The 21,198-nt window shown below is 43.9% G+C and carries 14 protein-coding genes and 3 rRNA genes; 7 read left to right on the plus strand and 10 right to left on the minus strand.

Going from position 1 to position 21,198, the window contains the following annotated elements:
- Positions 1 to 46 precede the first annotated feature (46 nt).
- Positions 47 to 808 carry a peptidylprolyl isomerase gene (locus WA1_RS37460; RefSeq protein WP_017749331.1) on the plus strand — a complete coding sequence of 254 codons (762 nt, stop codon included), beginning with the start codon at positions 47 to 49 and terminating at the stop codon, positions 806 to 808.
- Positions 809 to 1,090: 282 nt separating this feature from the next.
- Here WA1_RS37460 and tnpA read toward each other — a convergent pair whose 3' ends face one another.
- On the minus strand, positions 1,091 to 1,492 hold the full coding sequence (tnpA, locus tag WA1_RS37465; protein ID WP_017749332.1) for an IS200/IS605 family transposase: 402 nt from the start codon (positions 1,490 to 1,492) through the stop codon (positions 1,091 to 1,093).
- A gap of 57 nt (positions 1,493 to 1,549) precedes the next feature.
- On the opposite strand from tnpA, the gene WA1_RS37470 reads away from it, so the two are divergent.
- Positions 1,550 to 2,017, plus strand: a complete 468-nt coding sequence (locus tag WA1_RS37470; RefSeq protein ID WP_148662852.1) for a hypothetical protein — start codon at positions 1,550 to 1,552, stop codon at positions 2,015 to 2,017.
- Positions 1,992 to 2,924 (plus strand): RNA-guided endonuclease InsQ/TnpB family protein, encoded by a 933-nt coding sequence (locus tag WA1_RS37475; protein WP_051077145.1) that lies wholly within the window; start codon positions 1,992 to 1,994, stop codon positions 2,922 to 2,924. Before WA1_RS37470 ends, WA1_RS37475 begins: the two co-directional genes overlap by 26 nt.
- 54 nt (positions 2,925 to 2,978) lie before the next feature.
- On the opposite strand, the gene WA1_RS37480 is transcribed toward WA1_RS37475, so the two are convergent.
- Positions 2,979 to 4,088: an alkene reductase gene (locus WA1_RS37480; RefSeq protein ID WP_017749333.1), complete on the minus strand. Its 1,110-nt coding sequence runs from the start codon at positions 4,086 to 4,088 to the stop codon at positions 2,979 to 2,981.
- A 561-nt stretch (positions 4,089 to 4,649) separates the two neighbouring features.
- Entirely contained in the window at positions 4,650 to 7,445 is a 2,796-nt protein-coding gene (gene treY, locus WA1_RS37485; RefSeq protein WP_017749334.1) for a malto-oligosyltrehalose synthase, read from the minus strand.
- Between the two features lie 36 nt (positions 7,446 to 7,481).
- Here treY and WA1_RS55925 point away from each other — a divergent pair, with 36 nt between their 5' ends.
- The gene (locus tag WA1_RS55925; RefSeq protein ID WP_148662854.1) at positions 7,482 to 7,736 is read left to right on the plus strand and encodes a hypothetical protein; all 255 of its coding nucleotides are present in this window, start codon (positions 7,482 to 7,484) and stop codon (positions 7,734 to 7,736) included.
- 3 nt (positions 7,737 to 7,739) lie between these two features.
- On the opposite strand, the gene treZ is transcribed toward WA1_RS55925, so the two are convergent.
- From treZ to cax, 3 genes are all read right to left on the minus strand, one after another.
- Complete coding sequence (gene treZ / locus WA1_RS37495; protein ID WP_017749336.1) at positions 7,740 to 9,590, minus strand: malto-oligosyltrehalose trehalohydrolase; 1,851 nt, start codon at positions 9,588 to 9,590, stop codon at positions 7,740 to 7,742.
- A gap of 150 nt (positions 9,591 to 9,740) precedes the next feature.
- Positions 9,741 to 11,867 (minus strand): glycogen debranching protein GlgX, encoded by a 2,127-nt coding sequence (gene glgX, locus WA1_RS37500; protein WP_017749338.1) that lies wholly within the window; start codon positions 11,865 to 11,867, stop codon positions 9,741 to 9,743.
- Between the two features lie 266 nt (positions 11,868 to 12,133).
- Positions 12,134 to 13,207, minus strand: coding sequence for a calcium/proton exchanger (cax, locus tag WA1_RS37505; RefSeq protein WP_017749339.1), 1,074 nt, complete (start codon positions 13,205 to 13,207; stop codon positions 12,134 to 12,136).
- A 410-nt stretch (positions 13,208 to 13,617) separates the two neighbouring features.
- Between cax and WA1_RS37510 the strand changes: the two genes are divergently transcribed.
- Positions 13,618 to 15,108, plus strand: a 16S ribosomal RNA gene (locus tag WA1_RS37510).
- Positions 15,109 to 15,124: 16 nt separating this feature from the next.
- On the opposite strand, the gene WA1_RS60670 is transcribed toward WA1_RS37510, so the two are convergent.
- On the minus strand, positions 15,125 to 15,322 hold the full coding sequence (locus tag WA1_RS60670; protein ID WP_158516743.1) for a hypothetical protein: 198 nt from the start codon (positions 15,320 to 15,322) through the stop codon (positions 15,125 to 15,127).
- 245 nt (positions 15,323 to 15,567) lie between these two features.
- Between WA1_RS60670 and WA1_RS37515 the strand changes: the two genes are divergently transcribed.
- Together WA1_RS37515 and rrf are read left to right on the plus strand one after the other, a co-directional pair.
- Positions 15,568 to 18,434 (plus strand): 23S ribosomal RNA (locus WA1_RS37515).
- Positions 18,435 to 18,633: 199 nt separating this feature from the next.
- A 5S ribosomal RNA gene (gene rrf / locus WA1_RS37520) occupies positions 18,634 to 18,751 on the plus strand.
- The 16S, 23S and 5S rRNA genes sit together here, the layout of an rRNA operon.
- Before the next feature lie 330 nt (positions 18,752 to 19,081).
- Here the strand turns inward: rrf and WA1_RS37525 are convergent.
- The 3 genes from WA1_RS37525 to WA1_RS37535 all read right to left on the minus strand — a co-directional run bounded on the left by WA1_RS37525 (position 19,082) and on the right by WA1_RS37535 (position 21,057).
- Positions 19,082 to 19,285 carry a hypothetical protein gene (locus WA1_RS37525; RefSeq protein ID WP_017749859.1) on the minus strand — a complete coding sequence of 68 codons (204 nt, stop codon included), beginning with the start codon at positions 19,283 to 19,285 and terminating at the stop codon, positions 19,082 to 19,084.
- A 161-nt stretch (positions 19,286 to 19,446) separates the two neighbouring features.
- Positions 19,447 to 20,718, minus strand: a complete 1,272-nt coding sequence (locus WA1_RS37530) for an ATP-grasp domain-containing protein (RefSeq protein ID WP_017749858.1) — start codon at positions 20,716 to 20,718, stop codon at positions 19,447 to 19,449.
- Positions 20,719 to 20,736: 18 nt separating this feature from the next.
- The gene (locus tag WA1_RS37535) at positions 20,737 to 21,057 is read right to left on the minus strand and encodes an isoaspartyl peptidase/L-asparaginase (protein WP_017749857.1); all 321 of its coding nucleotides are present in this window, start codon (positions 21,055 to 21,057) and stop codon (positions 20,737 to 20,739) included.
- Positions 21,058 to 21,198 lie beyond the last annotated feature (141 nt).

Genomic DNA, 21,198 nt, shown 5'->3' on the forward strand with positions numbered 1-21,198 from the left:
AGTTAAATGACAGAGTATATTAGGTAACTGATACTGGAAATTTATGATGTCAGACGCGATCGCGGTTTCCTTTGAGGAAATCATTTACCAAATCAAACTTACTTGCCAAATTCCCTCTAAAATTGAGGATGTTGTTCAGCGCAAAATTATCATATCTAAAGCCGAGGAGATAGGCATTCAACTAGAGACTAAAGAACTGCAACAAGCAGCAGATGATTTCCGGCAAATGAACAAGCTCTGGAACGCCAACGATACATGGTTGTGGTTGCAAAAACATTGTCTATCTCTAGATGAATTTGAAGAATTAGTTCGCATCCGTCTCCTCTCCTCAAAGTTAGCCCAACATCTGTTTGCGAATCAAGTCGAGTCCTTCTTTATTGGACATCTACTTGATTATGCTCAAGTTATAATGTACGAAGTCGTCTTAGATGATGAAGACCTGGCAATGGAACTTTTCTATGCCATTCAAGAAGGAGACATGAATTTTCACGAGGTTGCTCATCAATATATCCAAGACCCAGAACTTCGTCGTTGTGGGGGTTATCAAGGGCGATTGTCCCGTCAAGATTTGAAACCAGAGATTTCTGCTGCTGTTTTTGCAGCCACTCCGCCCCAACTCCTCCAGCCTATTGTAACTTCTAAAGGAATACACCTGATTTTGGTTGAGGAACTTATTCAACCAGAGTTAACTGAATCGCTGCGTCAAAAGATTCTATCAAGTTTGTTTTTTGAATGGCTGAACAAACAAGTAAAGCAGGCTAACATCGTGACACAATTTCATCCGCAAGTGTCAGGACTGGCAGTTTAAGCTTGTCGTCATTTCTGAAAGTTACAGCATTTTCTTGTGGAACGGGCGTCCTCGCCTGTTTGTATCGGAGAGGGCGGGCGAGGACGCCCACCCCACGAGCAGCGATTGCCATCCGCTATAAATGAAAGAAACACTCCTTTCCCTACTCCCCACTCCCCACTCCCCATGTTTCTGCAGAGATTTTAACAAAAACACCGTAATTCCCCATCTTCGCGTCTGTGGGGATATAAGGTGGAGAAAATATTAACGTTCCCCCTATGGGAACAGTTGATATTTTCCCAATTATCTTTTTGGCTTATCTTGAGATTGAATGTATTGCTTGACTATCTCCAGCGGAGTACCTCCACAAGAAACAGCACAGTAGGAATCGCTCCAAAATTTATCTTGACAGTAATATTTATCGATTATTTCTTTGAACTCACTCCTGACAATACGACTCGAAGCGGATTTCATAGAACCGATGAGAGAGGAGAGATTGTTGTCAGGGTGAAAGTCTAACAGCAAATGAACGTGGTCTGATTCACCATTAAATTCTTTGAGCATACACTTATTTTTTTCACAAACTCTGGTCAGTGTGTTGCGGATTGATGCGAGCATTGCTTCATTAATAATTTTGTTTCGATACTTAGTAACAAAAATTATGTGTAACTGAATGTTAAAAATAGCGTGTGAACCTTTACGCATAAAGATTAAGCCGTGGTAGACTGACTGTAGTTTAACCTAAATATAGGAGTTCGGCGCTTGCCTAGAGAATATGGATCGCAAAAAGTAAGATTGTCTCTACCCTTAATGGAAAAGCAACTTCTTTTATTCTTATTGGAGCAAGCTAATAAATTAGCGAATTGTGCAATTTACGCTTTACGTCAGTCGGTTATTTGGTTTGGTCGGTCAAACTTTAACTTAGAGATGGTTAAAAACGAGCTACAAACCGAACTCAAAGAAAACGTGCATTACACTATTTTGTACTCGCAAGCAGGTCAGAGCGTATTGCATAAAATGGCGGAAAACTTTAATGCTTATCAAGAAAGTCTACAAGCTTTTTACGTAGGGGAGAATCCTTTACGTCCATCGCTTCCTGGTTACAGAAAAAAAGGAGGAATGCACGAAATAACCTATCCCGAACAAGCTCTCAAGAAAAAATATGACGAAAATGGATGTCCGTTATTAGGATTCCCCAAGGGAAATGGATATCAAGAAATTGTACGCTGAGGATATGCATCAACTTGATTATATTTGGCTACCATATCCGACCAACATCAAAAATTCTCAAGACATAGTTGAAGTTACTATTTCACCACAAAACGGAGACTTGTATGCGATTTTTGTGTATAAAGTTTCTACTAGCACTAAACTAGAACTCAATAAGGAATTGGCGCTAGGTATTGACCACGGTGTAAATAATTGGCTGACTTGCCTGCCGAATACTGGCGAAAAAGGATTTATCATTGATGGCAAACAACTCAAAAGTTTGAATCAATTTTATCACAAACAAGTTGCTAACTATAAGGAAGGGAAATCAGAGGGATTTTGGAACGGTCACTTAGATAGATTAACTGGTAAGCGCAATCGGCAAATGCACGATGCTACCAATAAAGCAGCTAAATACATAATTAACTATTGCCTATCGAGAGGCATTGGCAACATCGTATTTGGTTGGAATAAAGGACAGTCTCAAAATATGTCCATGGGACGCAAAAATAATCAAAGTTTTGCTAGCATCCCTACAGGTAAACTTAAAGAACGACTCAAACAATTATGCGATTTTTACGGGATTGTTTTCCATGAAACTGAGGAAAGTTACACCTCAGTGAGTTCATTTTTTGATAACGACGACCTTCACGTATTTGGTGAAAGACCCGAAAGTTGGAAGGCTAGTGGTAAAAGAATAACTAGGGGGACATACATCACTGCTAAAAAGCATTTTATCTCAGCTGACGCAAATGGAGCTTGTAATATTCTCAAAAAAATTGCTTTAAAAATTGAAATTAGCCTAGATAAAATTACCATAAACTGCTGTCAGTTTTTGGACAGAGTTTATTTGTGGAAACGTTCCAAAGAACAAAAACATAACGTAAAGGTACAGCAGCTCGCTGCCAAGGCAATAGGAGCGCATTGAACACGCTCACTAATACAGAATCCCTGTCTTCAGTCGAAGGTAAGACAGGGTTGTTCAAGCAGCCCGGTCAAAAAACGGATAATCCGTGTAACCTACTTCAGGTTGATGACTACCTTGACCGTAAAACGTTTTAGAATTGGGTGAGTTCAACGGAGCATCTAACTCAAAACGTTTGGGCAAATCTGGATTTGCTAGAAAGGATTTGCCAAAAGAGACAAGATCTGCATTACCTTCTGCTAAAATTTTATTTCCCGATTCTTTGGTAAAACCACCATTAGCAATCAATGTACCATTATAAATGGGGCGGAAAATTGAAGCAACAGGATGCAAAACTTCACGGGTTGCCAAATCCTTTGCTTCAGGTTCCATCAGATGAATATAGGCTAAATCAAATCGGTTAAGTGCATCAATAGTGTAGCTAAATGTGGTTTTAGGGTCGGAGTCAACCATGCTGTAATACGTGTTGCTGGGTGAAAACTTAATTCCCACTCGATTTCCTCCCCAAACACTTGCAACAGCCTCAACAACTTCTAAAAGAAATTTGGCACGATTCTCAATTGAGCCACCATACTCATCAGTGCGATGGTTACTACCATCTTGGAGAAACTGGTCAATGAGATAGCCAAAAGCGCCATGTAACTCCACACCATCAAATTCGGCAGTACGAGCATTCTCTGCAGCTTTATGGAAATCTTGAATAATTTCTTGGATTTCTTTGATTTCTAAAGCATGGGGTGCAATCATTGATTGTTTGCCATTGGGAGTATGCAGTTGTCCTTCAGCTGGTATTGCACTTGGACTAACAGGTAATTCTCCATGAGCTTGCAATGCAGGATGGGAAATACGCCCGCAGTGCCAAAGTTGTAAGAATATCCGTCCTCCCTTTTCGTGTACAGCATTTGTGACCACTCGCCATCCTTCTACCTGTTGTGGAGAATAAATACCCGGACAGTTCAGATACCCTTGACTCTGGGGCGAAATCATGGTGCATTCGGTAATGATTAATCCCGCAGATGCTCGCTGGCTGTAATAGGTGGCGTTTGCTGAAATTGGAACTCCCCCATCTCCAGCACGCAAGCGAGTCATGGGTGCCATTACAATGCGATTGGGCAGTGTTAAAGATCCTAGTTGAAAGGATGAAAAGAGATTGGTATCAGAACTCACAAAAAAAATCTCCTGTTAGAGCAATGTTACTCGGAATACCTGGTTGCAGTCACACGATGGGCAAGTGCTTGTGTCGCAAAAAACAGCCCATATTATTTTAAACAACTTCCCTGTATGAGTCTTTCCTGTTTTTGCGACAAATAACCTAATTTTGCAACTTTTTTACAAGAACTATTTTCTTAACAGTCAATCATGAGCCAATACTTGTACGTTCGCTGATTTTGAGAGTCGAAGAGGAATCAATACTACTCGGTTAAGAGTTGTTCTCATTGTGAGAAGAGAAACCGGGTTTCTGTTCGGAATTACTCCCTTTCCGCCATAAGATTACCGATCTTCTTCTCCTCTTTCTTCGTGCTCTTTGCGTCTTTGCGGTTCATTTAATTAAGTAATCTTCAAGCGGTTGGGGAGTAATGCCTTGAGGGGAAAGGAATAGGGGTTCACTAGATATGTCAAGGACACGCAAATTTACGACGAGCGATCGCGTTCGCGAAGCGTATACTTGCTCACAACGCTCTTTATAAAAATCCCTCTTCCCTACTCTCTACTCCCTACTCCCAATTTTCAGCTTTGGCTTACGAGTAATGCTACAGGGAAATGTTTTAGCGTTTCGCCAACAAGTACTGTATCATGAGCTTGAACTGTTTGACCTGTAATCGCATCTTTCCATACTGATGGCGTTCCTGAAGGTAATTTTAGCGAAGTATCTTGCCAAACTTGTTGCCCAAGTGGATGCTCTCCTGGTTGAATTAAGCTGGTGAAGAAGCGGGGCGCAATGGTGATAATTGTTTTGTTACCGTGACTTCTTGCAAAAGCAACTATATGCTCTTGGAATTGACCGCTCACTTCTAAAGGTAAATAATTACCTGCATTGAAAACTTCTATATTCTCTGTTCTTGCTTTTAAAGCTTGAACAATCAAGAATAGCTTGATTCTGGCATCTTCTTTTGTTGATAGTAGTTGTTCTATTAATTTCAGAATATCTGTCTTGGTTTGTTCCTGAATTGTTTTGAGATAAGATTGTCGAGTTTCAAAGTCCACTGGACGGCGGTTATCAGGATCGACAAGACTAAAATCCCATAGTTCAGTTCCTTGATAAAAGTCTGGGATTCCGGGAGAAGTGATTTTTAACAAGACTTGAGAGAGTGAGTTGAAAATGCCATAGAAAGCAACTCGCTGTTGAAAAGAAAGAAACTCTTTTAAGAAAGGATTATTTTCAGATAGTTCTAAAACAGATTTGACGAAATCAACGAATGCATCTTCATAAGTGCTATTTTGTCGCAACCATGCCGTGTAAACTTTTGCTTCTCTAATGGCTTTGAGTACATAATCTTTTACTCGCTCAACAAAGTCTCCATATTCATTCTCTAAAAATGGAAAAGCCCCTACAAGTGTTTGATAGAAAAGGTATTCATCGTTCTTATCTGGCATAGCAAAACGCTTGATAGTTTTTTTATGCGAACGATTGATTTCACTCCAAGTTTGAACTTGCTTTTGCCATTCTTCTGGAATTTCTGAGAGGACATTTAATCTGGCTCTCACATCTTCACCTCGCTTGGTATCGTGAGTTGAGGTAGTACTCATTGCAAGAGGCCAACGAGTTTGTCGGTGCTGATTAAATTCATTGAATTCTGAAAGAGTAATGCCAAATTTACCTGGTTCGCCACCAACTTCATTGAGGGATAAGAAGCGATTGTAGACGTATAAAGCTGTATCCTCTACACCTTTTGCCATTAAAGGTCCTGTATATTGTTGCACTCTCATCACAAAGTAAAGCCATTGGTCTTTCTCTTCTTGAGTGAGAAAATCGTCGTATTCCAGTAACAGTAATTTCTGAATAAAGTTTAATTCATTGTGCAAGAATGGTGTATGTGGTTTGGCAGCTTCAATGACTTCTTGGATATAAGAGCGATCGATGTCAGAAATCCCTTCCTGAGTGATATAAGTCCGATAGACGGGAAAGCGAGATAAAACTTCTGCAAGTGCTCGTTTTAAACCGTTGATTGTAAAGTCACTGCCATAGCGATAGTTACCTGCTATTGTTTTTAAAAGAAAAGCCAGGTTATCAATATCACCCGCTAAATTTCTATCTATAATTAGGTGTTTTTTCTCTGGGATAAGTTGCTCGTATTCGATTTTAACTCCTGTAAATTCCCAATAGATTTGAGTAAACTTATCTTCGTTTTCACTTTGGCAGAAAATACCATTGAGGTAATTTAAGTAATCATAGCCAGATGTACCTTGCACTGACCAGTTACTGGGCAAATCTTCTCCCGGTTGTAAGATTTTTTCAACATTAATGTATGTATCGCCTGTTTTTTCCCTTAATCGCTCTAAATATTGCGCTGGATCGTACAGACCATCAATATGGTCTATTCGCAAACCAGTAAACTTTCCTTCATAAACTAACTTGCAAATCAAATCATGAGTATTTTTAAATACTTTTAAATCTTCAACCCTGATTGATATCAATTCATTGACTGTGAAAAACCTTCTGTAGTTCATTTCTTCAGCCCCTACTTTCCAATAAGAGAGGCGGAAGAACTGCTCAGAAAGCAAACTTTCTAAAAGGTTAAAACTTTCTGGTTTTCCTGGTTCACCGTTAAAAAGTTGTAAATTTTCGTCAATAAATGTTTTAACTTCTTCATTATCTGTATAAAGTTCCCAAAGAAGCCCTTTAATAAAAGCTGACTGATCTCGTCTTTGTGCTGCTGTGACTTCAGAAGTAATATTTTTGACCATGTAGAGGATACCAAGCAATCTTACAAAGATTGGATGATTTCTACCTAAATTTTTCGCTAATTTTCCTAAGTTTTGAGTTAAAAAACTGGCATAAGATTCAAGTTTTAGAGGTAGTTTTAAGCTATAGTAGTTAACATTTAATCCGCGCTCCTCATATTTCAACTGAATTTCGCCATTTTCTAAGCTAGTTGCAAAAAAGTTACCTAACAATGGAGCTAAGATAGGTTCGTTACTACTAGCAAAAGGAGAATTCCAAGCAATATCAAAGTAATCAACGTAAGTTGAATCAGGACCGTTTTCCAGAATATTCATCAAATACTGATTTTGGCTATCATAAGCCATGTGATTGGGGACAATATCCTGTAACCAACCCATGTTGTGTTGTTGTAATTCCTTGACTAAGGCTTCAAAAGCTTCCTCTGTTCCTAACTCTGGATTTAGTTGAGTTGGATCGACGACATCATATCCGTGGCTACTTCCTGCTCTTGCTTTGAAAACGGGAGAAGCATAAAGATCGGAGATTCCCAAGTTTGATATATAGTTGGTAATCGTTTTTGCTGAGTCAAAACCAAAGGCAGAATTAAATTGGATTCGATAAGTTACTGTTGGAATTTTCATATCAGTTGTTAGTTGTTAGTGGTTGGTAGGGGTGCAATGCCTTGCGCCCGTACATGGTTAGTGGTTGTTAGGGGTGCAATGCCTTGCGCTCGTAAATGGTTAGCGGTTGGTAGGGGTGCAATGCCTTGCGCCCGTACATGGTTAGTGGTTGTTAGGGGTGCAATGCCTTGCGCCCGTACATGGTTAGTGGTTGTTAGGGGTGCAATGCCTTGCGCCACATGGTTAGTGATTAGTGGTGAAAACTACCAACCACTGACAATGACAGGCGAGACGCCTGTCCTACGCCACTAACAACTAACCATTACTTTGATAAACTGCAAAACTTTGCGGGCGCAAAATCAATTTTTTTCCATTACTAAGTTCTTCTGGTAGTTGAGAGCCAGAACCGTGCCATTTTTCATCAGCAGAATCTAAAATCTTACTCCAACCATCTCCTAGCATGGCAGAGCCAAGATTAACATCACTTTGATTAAAGTTCATTAAGCAAAGTATTTGATTATTTTGACTCCATCTCCGCCACCAAAGAACTTTTTTATCTTCCAGAAAGTCAACTTCCATATTTTGACGTTCTCGCTCTACTAAAGCTGGAACTGTATTTCGCAATTGAATGAGGTACTGGTATAATGACCACAGAGCTTGATGTTTTCCCTCTTTGCGTTTTTCCCAATTCAGCTTGCATTTGAGAAATGTTTCTGCCGATTCTGGATCGGGTGGTTCGCCTTCAGCGTGAAAGGCGGCAAACTCTTGTTTTCGCCCTTGTCTGACTGCTCTAATTAAATCTGGATCTGAGTGGCTGACAAAGTAGAGGAAAGGTGCTTCTTCTCCATACTCTTCTCCCATAAATAAAAGGGGAATGTTTGGCGAGAGTAAAAGAGCACCAGCCGCTAATTTCAAAGCTTCAAATGACACAAGATGGGAAAGTCGCTCACCTAACATTCTATTCCCGACTTGGTCGTGATTTTGAATGCAAACGACAAATTGATTGGGAGAGCGATCGCGTACAGAGTTACCATGAAAGCGTTTCCGATGGGGCGAGTACTTCCAGTCATACACGAAAGTGTCTCGGTAAGCTTTTGCTAAGTGTTCGCACTTGCCAAAGTCTTCGTAATATCCAGTTTGTTCTCCTGTCAGTAAAGCATGTAAGGCATGATGGAAGTCATCGCTCCATTGCGCGTCCAGTCCGTATCCGCCATTTTCCACGGGACGAACAACTCGAGGATCGTTTAAATCGCTTTCTGCAATCAGATAAAGTTTTCGATTCTGTTGTTTTGAAAGAGCAGCAACATTTTCTGCCAGTTCTTCTAAAAAATGTTTAGCACCTAAATCGTAGATAGCATGAACGGCATCTAGACGCAGTATATCAATGTGATAGTCTCGCAACCAGTACAAAGCATTTTGAATAAAATAGTTACGCACGTTATGGCTGTGACCATCATCAAAATTCATTGCATCGCCCCAAGGGGTGCGGTAGGCGTGTGTAAAGTAAGGACCGAAGTGGCTCATGTAATTGCCTTCTGGTCCGAAGTGGTTGTAAACTACATCAAGCACTACTGCCATTCCCTGTTGATGGCAAGCGTCCACCAACCGCTTCAATGCTTCCGGACTCCCATAAGAGTTTTGCACAGCAAATGGATAAACGCCATCATAGCCCCAGTTTCGATACGCACAACTACCATCTGTAGGTTTGTCACCAGGAAATTGTGCGATCGGCATGATTTCAATTGCGTTGACCCCTAGCTCTTTTAAATCTTTGAGTCGGGGAATCATTGCCTCAAAGGTTCCTTCTTGGGTAAAAGTTCCAACATGCAACTCGTAAATAATCAAATTTTCTAAAGGAATGCCCGACCATTTGGTGTCATTCCAAGTAAAGTTGTGGTCAATGACCTCTGAAGCTGCATGTACACCCAACGGTTGGTAATTTGATGCCGGATCGGGTCTGCTTTCGCCGTTATTTAGTTGATAAAAGTATTGTGTACCTGGGTGAACGTCTGTAGCAGTCAACTGCCAATAGCCTCCTTCCTCTTGTTGCATAGGAAGTATGCGTTCTTGAGGTGAAACTATTTTTACGGTTACAGCTTCCGCATTCGGTGACCAAACTCTAAATTCACAATGACCGTTACCTAAGTAATGAGCGCCAATTTTCATAGTTAAGTGGGGAATGGGGAACTCGGGGCCCCCTCTGGGGAAGGGGTAATGGGGAATGGGGAACTCGGGGCCCCCTCTGGGGATAAGGGGCAATGGGGAGGTGGAGAGTGAGTAAGAAATAAAAATTTTCCATTCCCTACTCCCTACTCCCTAACCTAAACGACGTAGTACAACCATTGACCGCGCTACAACAGGAATATCTTGGTTACCCGTGTAACGCCTTTCGTCTTGGACAAAACGAGGTTCTTTCGTATCAATGACAACAAGCCACTCTCTATGCTCCATTGCAGTCGGTAAGGAGAATTCAATGGTTTCATAGTGAGCATTAAAGAACAGGAGAAAACTATCATCGCTGATGCGTTCACCTTTGGGACCAACACTAGGCAATTGGTTTCCATCTAAGTACACTCCAATTGACTTGGCATAACCAACATCCCACTGTTCTTGAGTCATCTCACTGCCATCAGGGTTAAACCACTCGATATCACTGATACCTTTTCCGTAAATTGGTCTACCCTGAAACCACTTACGCCGTCTAAAAACTGGATGCTGTTTGCGGAAGTAGACAAGTTCGCGGGCAAAATTTACCAAATCTTCATTGCCTTGAGGTAAGTCCCAATCAAACCAGGAAATTTCATTGTCTTGGCAATAAGCGTTGTTGTTGCCTTTTTGAGTTCGTCCCATTTCATCTCCCCCTAGCAACATTGGAATACCTTGAGACAGCATCAAAGTCGCCAAGAAGTTCCGTCTAAGACGTTCTCGCAATTGCAACACTTCTAAATCTTCTGTTTCACCCTCATACCCACAGTTCCAAGAACGGTTGTGGCTTTCCCCGTCATAGTTGCCTTCTCCATTCTCCTCGTTATGTTTGTCGTTGTAGCTAACAAGGTCGTTTAGAGTAAAACCATCATGTGCCGTGATGAAGTTAACGCTTGCATTGGGTCGCCGTCCGTTCAGTGCATATAGGTCAGGGCTACCTGTAAAACAGTAAGCAAATTGCCCTAAGCTTTCATCAATTCCGCGCCAAAAGTCTCGTACTGTATCGCGATATCTGCCATTCCATTCAGACCAAAGAACTGGGAATTGACCAACTTGGTAACCACCAGTTCCCAAATCCCAAGGTTCAGCTATCAGTTTCACACCCGCAAGTACGGGGTCTTGATGAATGATGTCAAAGAAAGCTGCCAGACTGTTGACTTCGTATAGCTCTCGTGCTAAGGCTGAAGCCAAGTCAAAGCGGAAGCCATCTACGTGCATTTCCAAAACCCAATACCGCAAGCTATCCATAATTAGTTTTAGGACTTGCGGTTGCCGCACGTATAAAGAATTACCGCAGCCCGTATAGTCCATGTAGTAGCGCGGGTCGTTCTCTACCAGTCGATAGTAAATAGCATTGTCAATACCTCGTAGCGTTAGTGTGGGACCTAAGTGGTTGCCTTCCCCTGTATGGTTGTAGACGACATCTAGAATCACTTCTATTCCAGCACGATGCAGTGCTTTAACCATCTCCTTGAACTCAGTGACTTGTTCTCCTAAAGTTCCGCTAGAACTGTAGCCTGCATAAGGAGCAAAATAGTTCACGGAGTCGTAACCCCAGTAATTCTTTAGCCCTTTACCCACCAAATGTCCGGGATGTGAAAGAAAGTGATGCACGGGCATAAGCTCAACTGCTGTGATTCCAAGCTTGAGAAGATGCTCGATCGCGGCTGAATGACCCAGACCAGCATAAGTACCGCGCATTTCTTCCGGGATATCTGGATGTCGCTTGGTAAAACCCTTAACATGGGTTTCATAAATTACAGTTTCGTGCCAAGGGGTTCGCAATAGTTGATCGCCTTCCCAGTCAAAAGATTGATCTATAACGACTGATTTCGGCATGAAAGAGGCGCTATCCAAATCGGAGAAAGAGAGGTCTTCTTCTGCGGACTCCCAAGAATAGCCAAAGATTTCTGGCCCATTGCCAACATCACTATCTAAAGCCTTTGTATAGGGATCGATCAGCAGTTTGTTGGGATTGAAGCGATGTCCTTCATGTGGCGCGTAGGGACCGTGTACTCTATACCCGTATCGTTGTCCCGGTCCAATTCCAGGCACATAACCATGCCAAACGAAGTTACTGACTTCTGTTAAAGTCAGACGGGTCTCGCGATCATCTCTATCAAATAGACAAAGCTCAACACCTGTTGCGTTTTCTGAAAATAAGGCGAAATTTGTACCTTTTCCATCCCAGGTTGCTCCTAAGGGGTAAACGTTTCCGGGCCAAAGCGCTAAGTACATACGATGAACCGCAGATATAAATTTATGTGTAAAATGACTTTTGATCTCAACTTTTGTTAATTATTTGCTACGGATGGTTTTTTTCGAGCCTATCTATAGGAGGATGTTTGTGATAAGTAAAGATGGAAATCGCACAATCTCAAGATTCAATATGTCATTTGAGATAGTTCTTCTTGCTATAACTTTCGTTACTGGTGACTAAAATATTTCTTTAGGTGAGTGACTGGTTAGACAAGCTTGTGCAATAAGCGACTTTACTTAGGGTTTTAAGGATGGAAGTAAAACGCTATTCCTAATACGGCATAGGCGATAAGCAACAAAACTCCTTCTAACCAGTTGGTGCGTCCGTCATTGCTAATGGAATTGGTAATAACTACAGCCATAGCTACTGCCACAAGTTCAAAAGGATTAAAGCTTAAATTCATGGGTTGACCCAGTACCCAACCTGCTAAAACTAACACAGGAGCTACAAACAGTGCTATCTGTAGACTTGACCCTATGGCTACAGCAACGGCTAACTCCATTTTGTTCTTAACGGCAAAAGAGATGCAAGTAATATACTCTACAAAACCTCCAAAGAGGGGAATAAGAATGACACCTGTAAAGAGACTGGTCAACCCTAGAGTAGAAATAGCTTTTTCAAGACTTTCAACCAAAATATCAGAAACAAAAACAAGAACTACGGTACAAGTTAAAAGTATAACTACTTGTAATCCTATATTGACTTTGTGTTCGCTAGATTCTAAAGGTTCATCATTTGATCCCTCTACCATATATAAATATTTGTGAGTTTTTATTGAGAACAAGAGCATTAAACAGTAGAAAGTCAGTAGCAATATGGATGCTGCGTAGGAAAAATTATTTAGCGTTGAGGGTTGCAAACCATCTGACGTAAATTGAATGGCTGCTGGTGTCAGTACAACAATGACAGCTAGTGTTAAAGAAGACGAGTTGATGCGAGCAACAGCAGGCTGAAATGTTTGTTCGTTATAACGTAAACCGCCAAAAAGAATCGCTAGCCCTAGTGCTAGGAGCAAATTTGCAACTATGGCCCCAGTTAAACTGGCTTTCACCACATCAACTAAACCAGCCCGGAGCGCGACTATTGCGATAATCATCTCAGTGGCATTGCCAAAGGTAGCATTGAGTAGACCCCCTAAAGCCGAGCCAATGACAGTTGCGATCGCTTCCGTGGAATTGGCTATTAATGCTGCTAAAGGAATAATTGCTAAACCAGAAGTCGCAAAAATAATTAATGGATTTAAATGTAGCTCCTGTGCTGCTATTGAAATTGGCACAAAAACCAGCATCAATAACAGAATGATATTTTTATTGTTCATGACCAGTGCTTGGCTGTCAGTAGGCAACTATAAAATCTTACTGCTTATCGATTTCTTGCGGGTCAATGCCTCAAACCAATATATATAATATAGTCAGGTTGAAAGCGAAAAGTAAAAGCTTTGAAAGCGTTATGCGTTCTGGCTTTGAAGTCATTTTGCAAGAAAGTTTCAAAAAAAGTTAGAGAAAACCCTTGACAAACACAAAACGGGTTGTTACCTTAGATAAAGTGTGAAGCGAGAGGAAACGCCGCTCACACAACCGAACCACGATAAATCAATAGTTTGAAAGCCAAGCAATTTAAAACCTCGTCAAGAAATTAAGTTGCGGGTAAAAACCCAAAACAAAACAAAAATAAGAAGCCAAGATGTCAAGACATACGTGAGTATGGTTTGACCGAAAAGAACACTTCAAAACGGAGAGTTTGATCCTGGCTCAGGATGAACGCTGGCGGTATGCTTAACACATGCAAGTCGAACGGAACCCTTAGGGGTTTAGTGGCGGACGGGTGAGTAACGCGTGAGAATCTGGCTTCAGGTCTGGGACAACAGTTGGAAACGGCTGCTAATACCGGATGTGCCCATGGGTGAAAGGTTAACTGCCTGAAGATGAGCTCGCGTCCGATTAGTTAGTTGGTGTGGTAAGAGCGCACCAAGACGGCGATCGGTAGCTGGTCTGAGAGGACGATCAGCCACACTGGAACTGAGACACGGTCCAGACTCCTACGGGAGGCAGCAGTGGGGAATTTTCCGCAATGGGCGAAAGCCTGACGGAGCAATACCGCGTGAGGGAGGAAGGCTCTTGGGTTGTAAACCTCTTTTCTCAGGGAATAAAAAAATGAAGGTACTTGAGGAATAAGCATCGGCTAACTCCGTGCCAGCAGCCGCGGTAATACGGAGGATGCAAGCGTTATCCGGAATGATTGGGCGTAAAGCGTCCGCAGGTGGTTTATCAAGTCGGCTGTCAAAGCGTCTGGCTCAACTAGATAAGGGCAGTGGAAACTGAGAGACTAGAGTAAGGTAGGGGTAGAGGGAATTCCTGGTGTAGCGGTGAAATGCGTAGAGATCAGGAAGAACACCGGTGGCGAAAGCGCTCTGCTGGACTATTACTGACACTGAGGGACGAAAGCTAGGGGAGCGAATGGGATTAGATACCCCAGTAGTCCTAGCCGTAAACGATGGATACTAGGCGTTACGCGTATCGACCCGCGTAGTGCCGGAGCCAACGCGTTAAGTATCCCGCCTGGGGAGTACGCCGGCAACGGTGAAACTCAAAGGAATTGACGGGGGCCCGCACAAGCGGTGGAGTATGTGGTTTAATTCGATGCAACGCGAAGAACCTTACCAGGGCTTGACATGTCGCGAATCCCGATGAAAGTTGGGAGTGCCTTAGGGAGCGCGAACACAGGTGGTGCATGGCTGTCGTCAGCTCGTGTCGTGAGATGTTGGGTTAAGTCCCGCAACGAGCGCAACCCTCGTACTTAGTTGCCATCATTAAGTTGGGAACTCTAAGGAGACTGCCGGTGACAAACCGGAGGAAGGTGGGGATGACGTCAAGTCAGCATGCCCCTTACGTCCTGGGCTACACACGTACTACAATGCTATGGACAGAGGGCAGCAAGCATGTGAATGCAAGCAAATCTCACAAACCATGGCTCAGTTCAGATCGCAGGCTGCAACTCGCCTGCGTGAAGGTGGAATCGCTAGTAATTGCAGGTCAGCATACTGCAGTGAATTCGTTCCCGGGCCTTGTACACACCGCCCGTCACACCATGGAAGCTGGTAGTGCCCGAAGTCGTTACTCTAACCATTCGTGGAGGAGGATGCCGAAGGCAGGACTGGTGACTGGGGTGAAGTCGTAACAAGGTAGCCGTACCGGAAGGTGTGGCTGGATCACCTCCTTTTAGGGAGACCAACTTTTCAGTGACCAGTGAGCAGTGACCAGTGACCAGAAGAAAAAGGTTGTTGGGAGCGAGTCGAGAGTGAAACTGAAGGGACATCCCAGGTCGTGCGAGGAAAAAAATTGGCTTTCAAACTAGAGATCGGTTCGTTCAGTGACTCCTGACCAGTGACTCCTGACCAGTGACCAGTGAAAAGAACTGGAGCCAGATCACTCAAAAAAACAGGCCTCGCAATCCATGCGATGGTTTGTCAAAGCTAAATCATTAATTCATCCGAGCAAAGTGGAAGATTCAGCAACTTGTCTCCTCAAAGAGCAAGACTGCTGGGTAGAAAACCAGCCAGAACCTTGAAAACTGCATAGAGACGCGAAGAGTCAGTGACCAGTAACCAGTGACCAGTGAGAGATTCTTCTCAAACTGAGAACTGAGAATTGGTCAGTGAACTAGAGAAAGCCAAAAAGTGGTCAAGAGAATCAGGGCTAATGGTGGATACCTAGGCACACAGAGGCGAAGAAGGACGTGGTTACCAACGAAAAGCTCCGGGGAGCTGGAAGCAAGCATCGAGCCGGAGATGTCCGAATGGGGCAACCCAATAAACGAAAGTAGCGAACCCAGTGAATTGAAACATCTTAGTAGCTGGAGGAAAAGAAATCAATAGAGATTCCCTGAGTAGTGGTGAGCGAAAGGGGAAGAGCCTAAACCAAATTGCATGCAGTTTGGGGTCGTGGGAAAGCGATATCGAATCTAGCGGTTAGACGAAGCAGCGAAATACTGCACCAGAGAAGGTGAAAGTCCTGTAGTCAAAAACTCAAGGATAGTAGCTTCATCCCGAGTAGCATGGGGCACGAGGAATCCCATGTGAATCAGCGAGGACCATCTCGTAAGGCTAAATACTACTGTGTGACCGATAGTGAACAAGTACCGCGAGGGAAAGGTGAAAAGAACCCCGTCGAGGGGAGTGAAATAGAACATGAAACCGTTAGCCTACAAGCAGTGGGAGTCCGATTCAACGGATGACCGCGTGCCTGTTGAAGAATGAGCCGGCGAGTTATAGGTACTGGTAGGTTAAGTTGTATGACGTAGCCAAAGCGAAAGCGAGTCTGAACAGGGCGAGATATCAGTATTTATAGACCCGAACCCGGGTGATCTAACCATGTCCAGGATGAAGCTTGGGTAAAACCAAGTGGAGGTCCGAACCGACCGATGTTGAAAAATCGGCGGATGAGGTGTGGTTAGGGGTGAAATGCCAATCGAACTCGGAGCTAGCTGGTTCTCCCCGAAATGTGTTGAGGCGCAGCGGTAACAGAAAAACTGAGGGGTAAAGCACTATTTCGGTGCGGGCTGGGAGACCGGTACCAAATCGAGATAAACTCTGAATACTCAGTGGTAAAGTTACCAGTGAGACGGTGGGGGATAAGCTTCATCGTCAAGAGGGAAACAGCCCAGACCACCAGCTAAGGTCCCAAAATCATCTCTAAGTGGTAAAGGAGGTGGGAGTGCATAGACAACCAGGAGGTTTGCCTAGAAGCAGCCATCCTTGAAAGAGTGCGTAATAGCTCACTGGTCAAGCGCTCCTGCGCCGAAAATGAATGGGACTAAGAGATGTACCGAAGCTGTGGATTTCAGTGACCAGTAACCAGTGAACAGTGACCAGAAAGAAAAAAATGGTCACTGCTCACTGGTCACTGTTGAACTGAACTGGTAGGGGAGCGTTCCGTCTTCGGTAGAAGCAGTAGCGGCAAGCAGCTGTGGACGAGACGGAAGTGAGAATGTCGGCTTGAGTAGCGCAAACTAGGGTAAGAATCCCTAGCCCCGAAACCCCAAGGGTTCCAGAGGCAGGTTCGTCCACTCTGGGTTAGTCGGGACCTAAGGCGAGGCTGAAAAGCGTAGTCGATGGACAGAGGGTGAACAATCCCTCACTTTGAAGTGGGAGTCGGCAGAAGACGCATGAAAGAAAGCAACGCCCTGAATGGATTGGGAGGTGTCTAAGGATGCCGAGTTGTGAAGGATAGTGCCAAGAAAAGCTCTGTCGATGATGAAAGCATCAAACCCGTACTCGAAACCGACACAGGTGGGGAAGTTGAGAAAACTCAGGGGCGCGAGATAACTCTCTCTAAGGAACTCGGCAAAATGGCCCCGTAACTTCGGAAGAAGGGGTGCCAGCGAGAGCTGGCCGCAGTGAAGAGATCCAGGCGACTGTTTACCAAAAACACAGGTCTCCGCAAACAAGCAATTGGAAGTATGGGGGCTGACGCCTGCCCAGTGCCGGAAGGTTAAGGAAGTTGGTCAGGAGGAAACTTTGAAGCTGACGACTGAAGCCCCGGTGAACGGCGGCCGTAACTATAACGGTCCTAAGGTAGCGAAATTCCTTGTCGGGTAAGTTCCGACCCGCACGAAAGGCGTAACGATCTGGATGGTGTCTCAGAGAGAGACTCGGCGAAATAGGAATGTCTGTGAAGATACGGACTACCTGCACCAGGACAGAAAGACCCTATGAAGCTTTACTGTAGTCTGGAATTGGGTCCGGGCTTGGCTTGCGCAGCATAGGTGGGAGGCGTAGAAGTATTCCTTGTGGGGAGTATGGAGCCAACGGTGAGATACCACTCTAGCGAAGCTAGGATTCTAACCCACGATTGTGAATCCAATCGGGAGACAGTTTCAGATGGGCAGTTTGACTGGGGCGGTCGCCTCCTAAAAGGTAACGGAGGCGCACAAAGGTTCCCTCAGCACGCTTGGAAACCGTGCGTTGAGTGTAAAGGCAATAAGGGAGCTTGACTGTAAGAGTTACAACTCGAACAGGGTGGAAACACGGTCTTAGTGATCCGACGGCGCAGAATGGAATGGCCGTCGCTCAACGGATAAAAGTTACTCTAGGGATAACAGGCTGATCTCCCCCAAGAGTCCACATCGACGGGGAGGTTTGGCACCTCGATGTCGGCTCATCGCAACCTGGGGCGGAAGTACGTCCCAAGGGTTGGGCTGTTCGCCCATTAAAGCGGTACGTGAGCTGGGTTCAGAACGTCGTGAGACAGTTCGGTCCATATCCGGTGCAGGCGTTAGAGCATTGAGAGGAGTCCTCCTTAGTACGAGAGGACCGGGAGGAACGCACCGCTGGTGTACCAGTTATCATGCCCATGGTAGACGCTGGGTAGCCATGTGCGGAGCGGATAACCGCTGAAAGCATCTAAGTGGGAAGCCCACCTCAAGATGAGTGCTCTCACTACTATAAGTAGTTAAGGTCACAGGTAGAACACCTGTTCATAGGCAGTCGGTGTACATACAGTAATGTATTTAGCCAAGCTGTCCTAACAGACCGAGGTCTTGACCTCTGTTCAGTGACCAGTGACCAGTGACCAGTGACCAGTGAAGAACTGAGTTATGGTTAATGTTCGCTGTCATGGCTTCAATTCGCGTTTCTGTGCAGTCTTCAGGGTTTTGATTGAGCGATCAGTGATGCGAAATCTTCACAGCGATCTGAGTAAACTTTCTTTACTGGTCACTGCTCACTGGTCACTGCTCACTGTCTTACCTGGTGCCTATGGCTCGGTGGACCCACTCTGACCCCATCCCGAACTCAGTTGTGAAACATTGATGCGGCGACGATAGTTGGCGGGTTGCTGCCCGCGAAAATAGCTCGGTGCCAGGTTTATCAATACAACAAAGCCCTCTCCTTAGAAAAAATTCAGGAGAGGGCTTTGTTATGATCGTTTAGAGCGCCGGTCCAGTAATCCCAAAAACCCGGTTTCTTCGAGTTGAGCATACAAGATATCAAGCTTTGCACTCCTAGAGAAACCGGGTTTTTTGCCCCCATTTTGACTACTGGACTGGTGCTCTAGAGCATCGGGATATCACTCCCTTTCCGCCAGAAAATTACCTATTAAAAAACCGCCAAGACGCCAAGGAAAAGAAAGAATAGGAGCGGTAATCTTACACCGGGAAGGGAGTAATCTCAAAAACCAGGGTAAGAGCATCTCAATTAAGCTTGACACAAGGAATCAGAAGAATCTAAATGTATTGCTTGAGTAAATGTTTTTTTGGTTCGCTCTACTCTTGGGTCTTTAAGCTCTACAAAGTGCTCCAGTAAACTCTGTTGGATCTCCCTAATTTCTGCCACAAATTTTGGTTGTTTCTGATTCAAAGCATTTTTCTTGGCATCGGCAGATTCTCGAACAAAACCCACCAGACATAAAGCTTATTCCTGGAAATTTTCACAGCACCATAGCTTTCATCTCACTTCTCCTGCTTCTAAGTCAAGTAAGACTTATAACCTGGTTAAAATTCTTAGTTTGTCTTAATTGTCAAGTTTTTTTAATACCAAATTAGATGAGCTTACCCGGCTACTTAAGAGAGCCACTGCAACCCCTTACCCTGTAATTTCTGCTCGATGTGCTGCATTTCTTCGATAGTTTCTCCAGTAACGAGCGCATAAATTTCGGTGTAGATTCTTCCGTATTTGGCCTTCTCTAACGCCGACAGAATGATAAAGTCCTTGCGATCAAGTTCTGGTTTTAGAGACACTAGAATTGATTCCAATGTCCCCTCCATTCGGTAGCCACTAGAATATTTAGCCACCTCCTTTCCTATTTCCAGTAGAGTATGGCGCTGCAAGCATAGTGGAGTTGATCCATTAACTCGGAAATTGGCATCGATCGCATACATCTGTCCGTCTTGGTCTTCCAGCACATCGAAGCCAATCACGCCGAAATAACCTTGTTTGTGAGCATACTGACCAATAGCAGCAATCATCTCAAAGAACTTGCTCATGTCAGTGTTGCGGTAGTCAATCAGTCCCCCTAAATAATTACCCTCGGTCGTGACAAGTTGGCTGGTGGTGCCAATGAGCGTTATCTCTCCCGCCTTGTTGACATAGAACTGTACGCAGTAGTTCTGCACCTCATTCTTGACAAACTCCGAGACAATAATCGTAGAGAGCAACTTAATATCGAGATATTTCCTGATTTCTTCAAGGCAGTAGTTTAAATCACTGGTGCTGTTAATGATATAAGTGCCTTCTCCTGAGAGTCCGTGGGAAGTTTTGATTAGGTATGGGAATTGTGGTAACTGAATGTCTTCCAGACTACAGGCGTACAGATTGTAGCTCTCGTATTTTGGACATGACACTCCCAGTTCAGCCAGCATTACTTTGCTGAGTAAGCGGTAATGGGTGTCTGAATCAATAGCGTGTTTCTCAGGTTTTAGACTATCAAAGGGAAATAGAGCGATCAGTTTGTCAAAATTTTCGCTCTGGCTGAGGTCATCCAGATAAGTTGAGCAATCCATGATCGACCTATTGGAGTAGCTGAAGCCGAAATGCTCTTGCCAGTAGTCAATTAGCAACTTTGGCGGCGGAATAATTACAATTCCTGGAATGCGATCGCCTAATACAGCCAAATTTTTCCAAGGTTCTTTTTGGCAAATCTTATCAAAGGAGGTTTTAGTGGCTTCACTACTGCCATCTTGAATAAAATATTTTTTCCGGTTGGGATAAGCAGCCCAACTAGCCGTTGCAGGGTAATTTAAGATAAACCCATAAGATGCATCTGTGATATCTTGAGCAAACAGATCGGAAAGAGAACTCCCTTGAAAGTATTGAAAGTTGTAAGTTGACTTCATTCAGTCCTCCGATAAACCCTACCCCTTGTGGATGCGGTTGTTGACACAAAAATTCCAACTTAAAAACTCAGATAAAATGGGACTTAAGGAGCCTTCCATGATCGCCGCGTCTAGTTCCACCTCTCCGTCGCTGTTGAGAGTTGCACCCAGACTGGCGTTAAACGTCGGGTTAGCTTCCAGAACTCGGATGGCTGCTTCAACCGCTTCTGAGGCAGTACCGGAGCTAATCAGCACTGCCCAACCAGCTTCTGCTGCTGCTGTGCAGCCTGCATGGTTGGCTGCAACTTTGTCTTCTGTGATGGTTTTTGCTCCACCGTGAACAATAATAGTCGGTATCATAGAATTTCCTTTAGTTAGTATGAATTTTGCGGGACTCCAATTGCCTCAACGGGTTTGTCTATTAGTTGAAGCGATCGCATTTTTAATGTCTCTCAACCCAAGCGCTCAGTTGCTGAAATAAAAAGTTGGTTATTAACTGTC

The sequence above is a fragment of the Scytonema hofmannii PCC 7110 genome (assembly GCF_000346485.2).
Taxonomy (GTDB): Bacteria; Cyanobacteriota; Cyanobacteriia; order Cyanobacteriales; family Nostocaceae; genus Scytonema; species Scytonema hofmannii.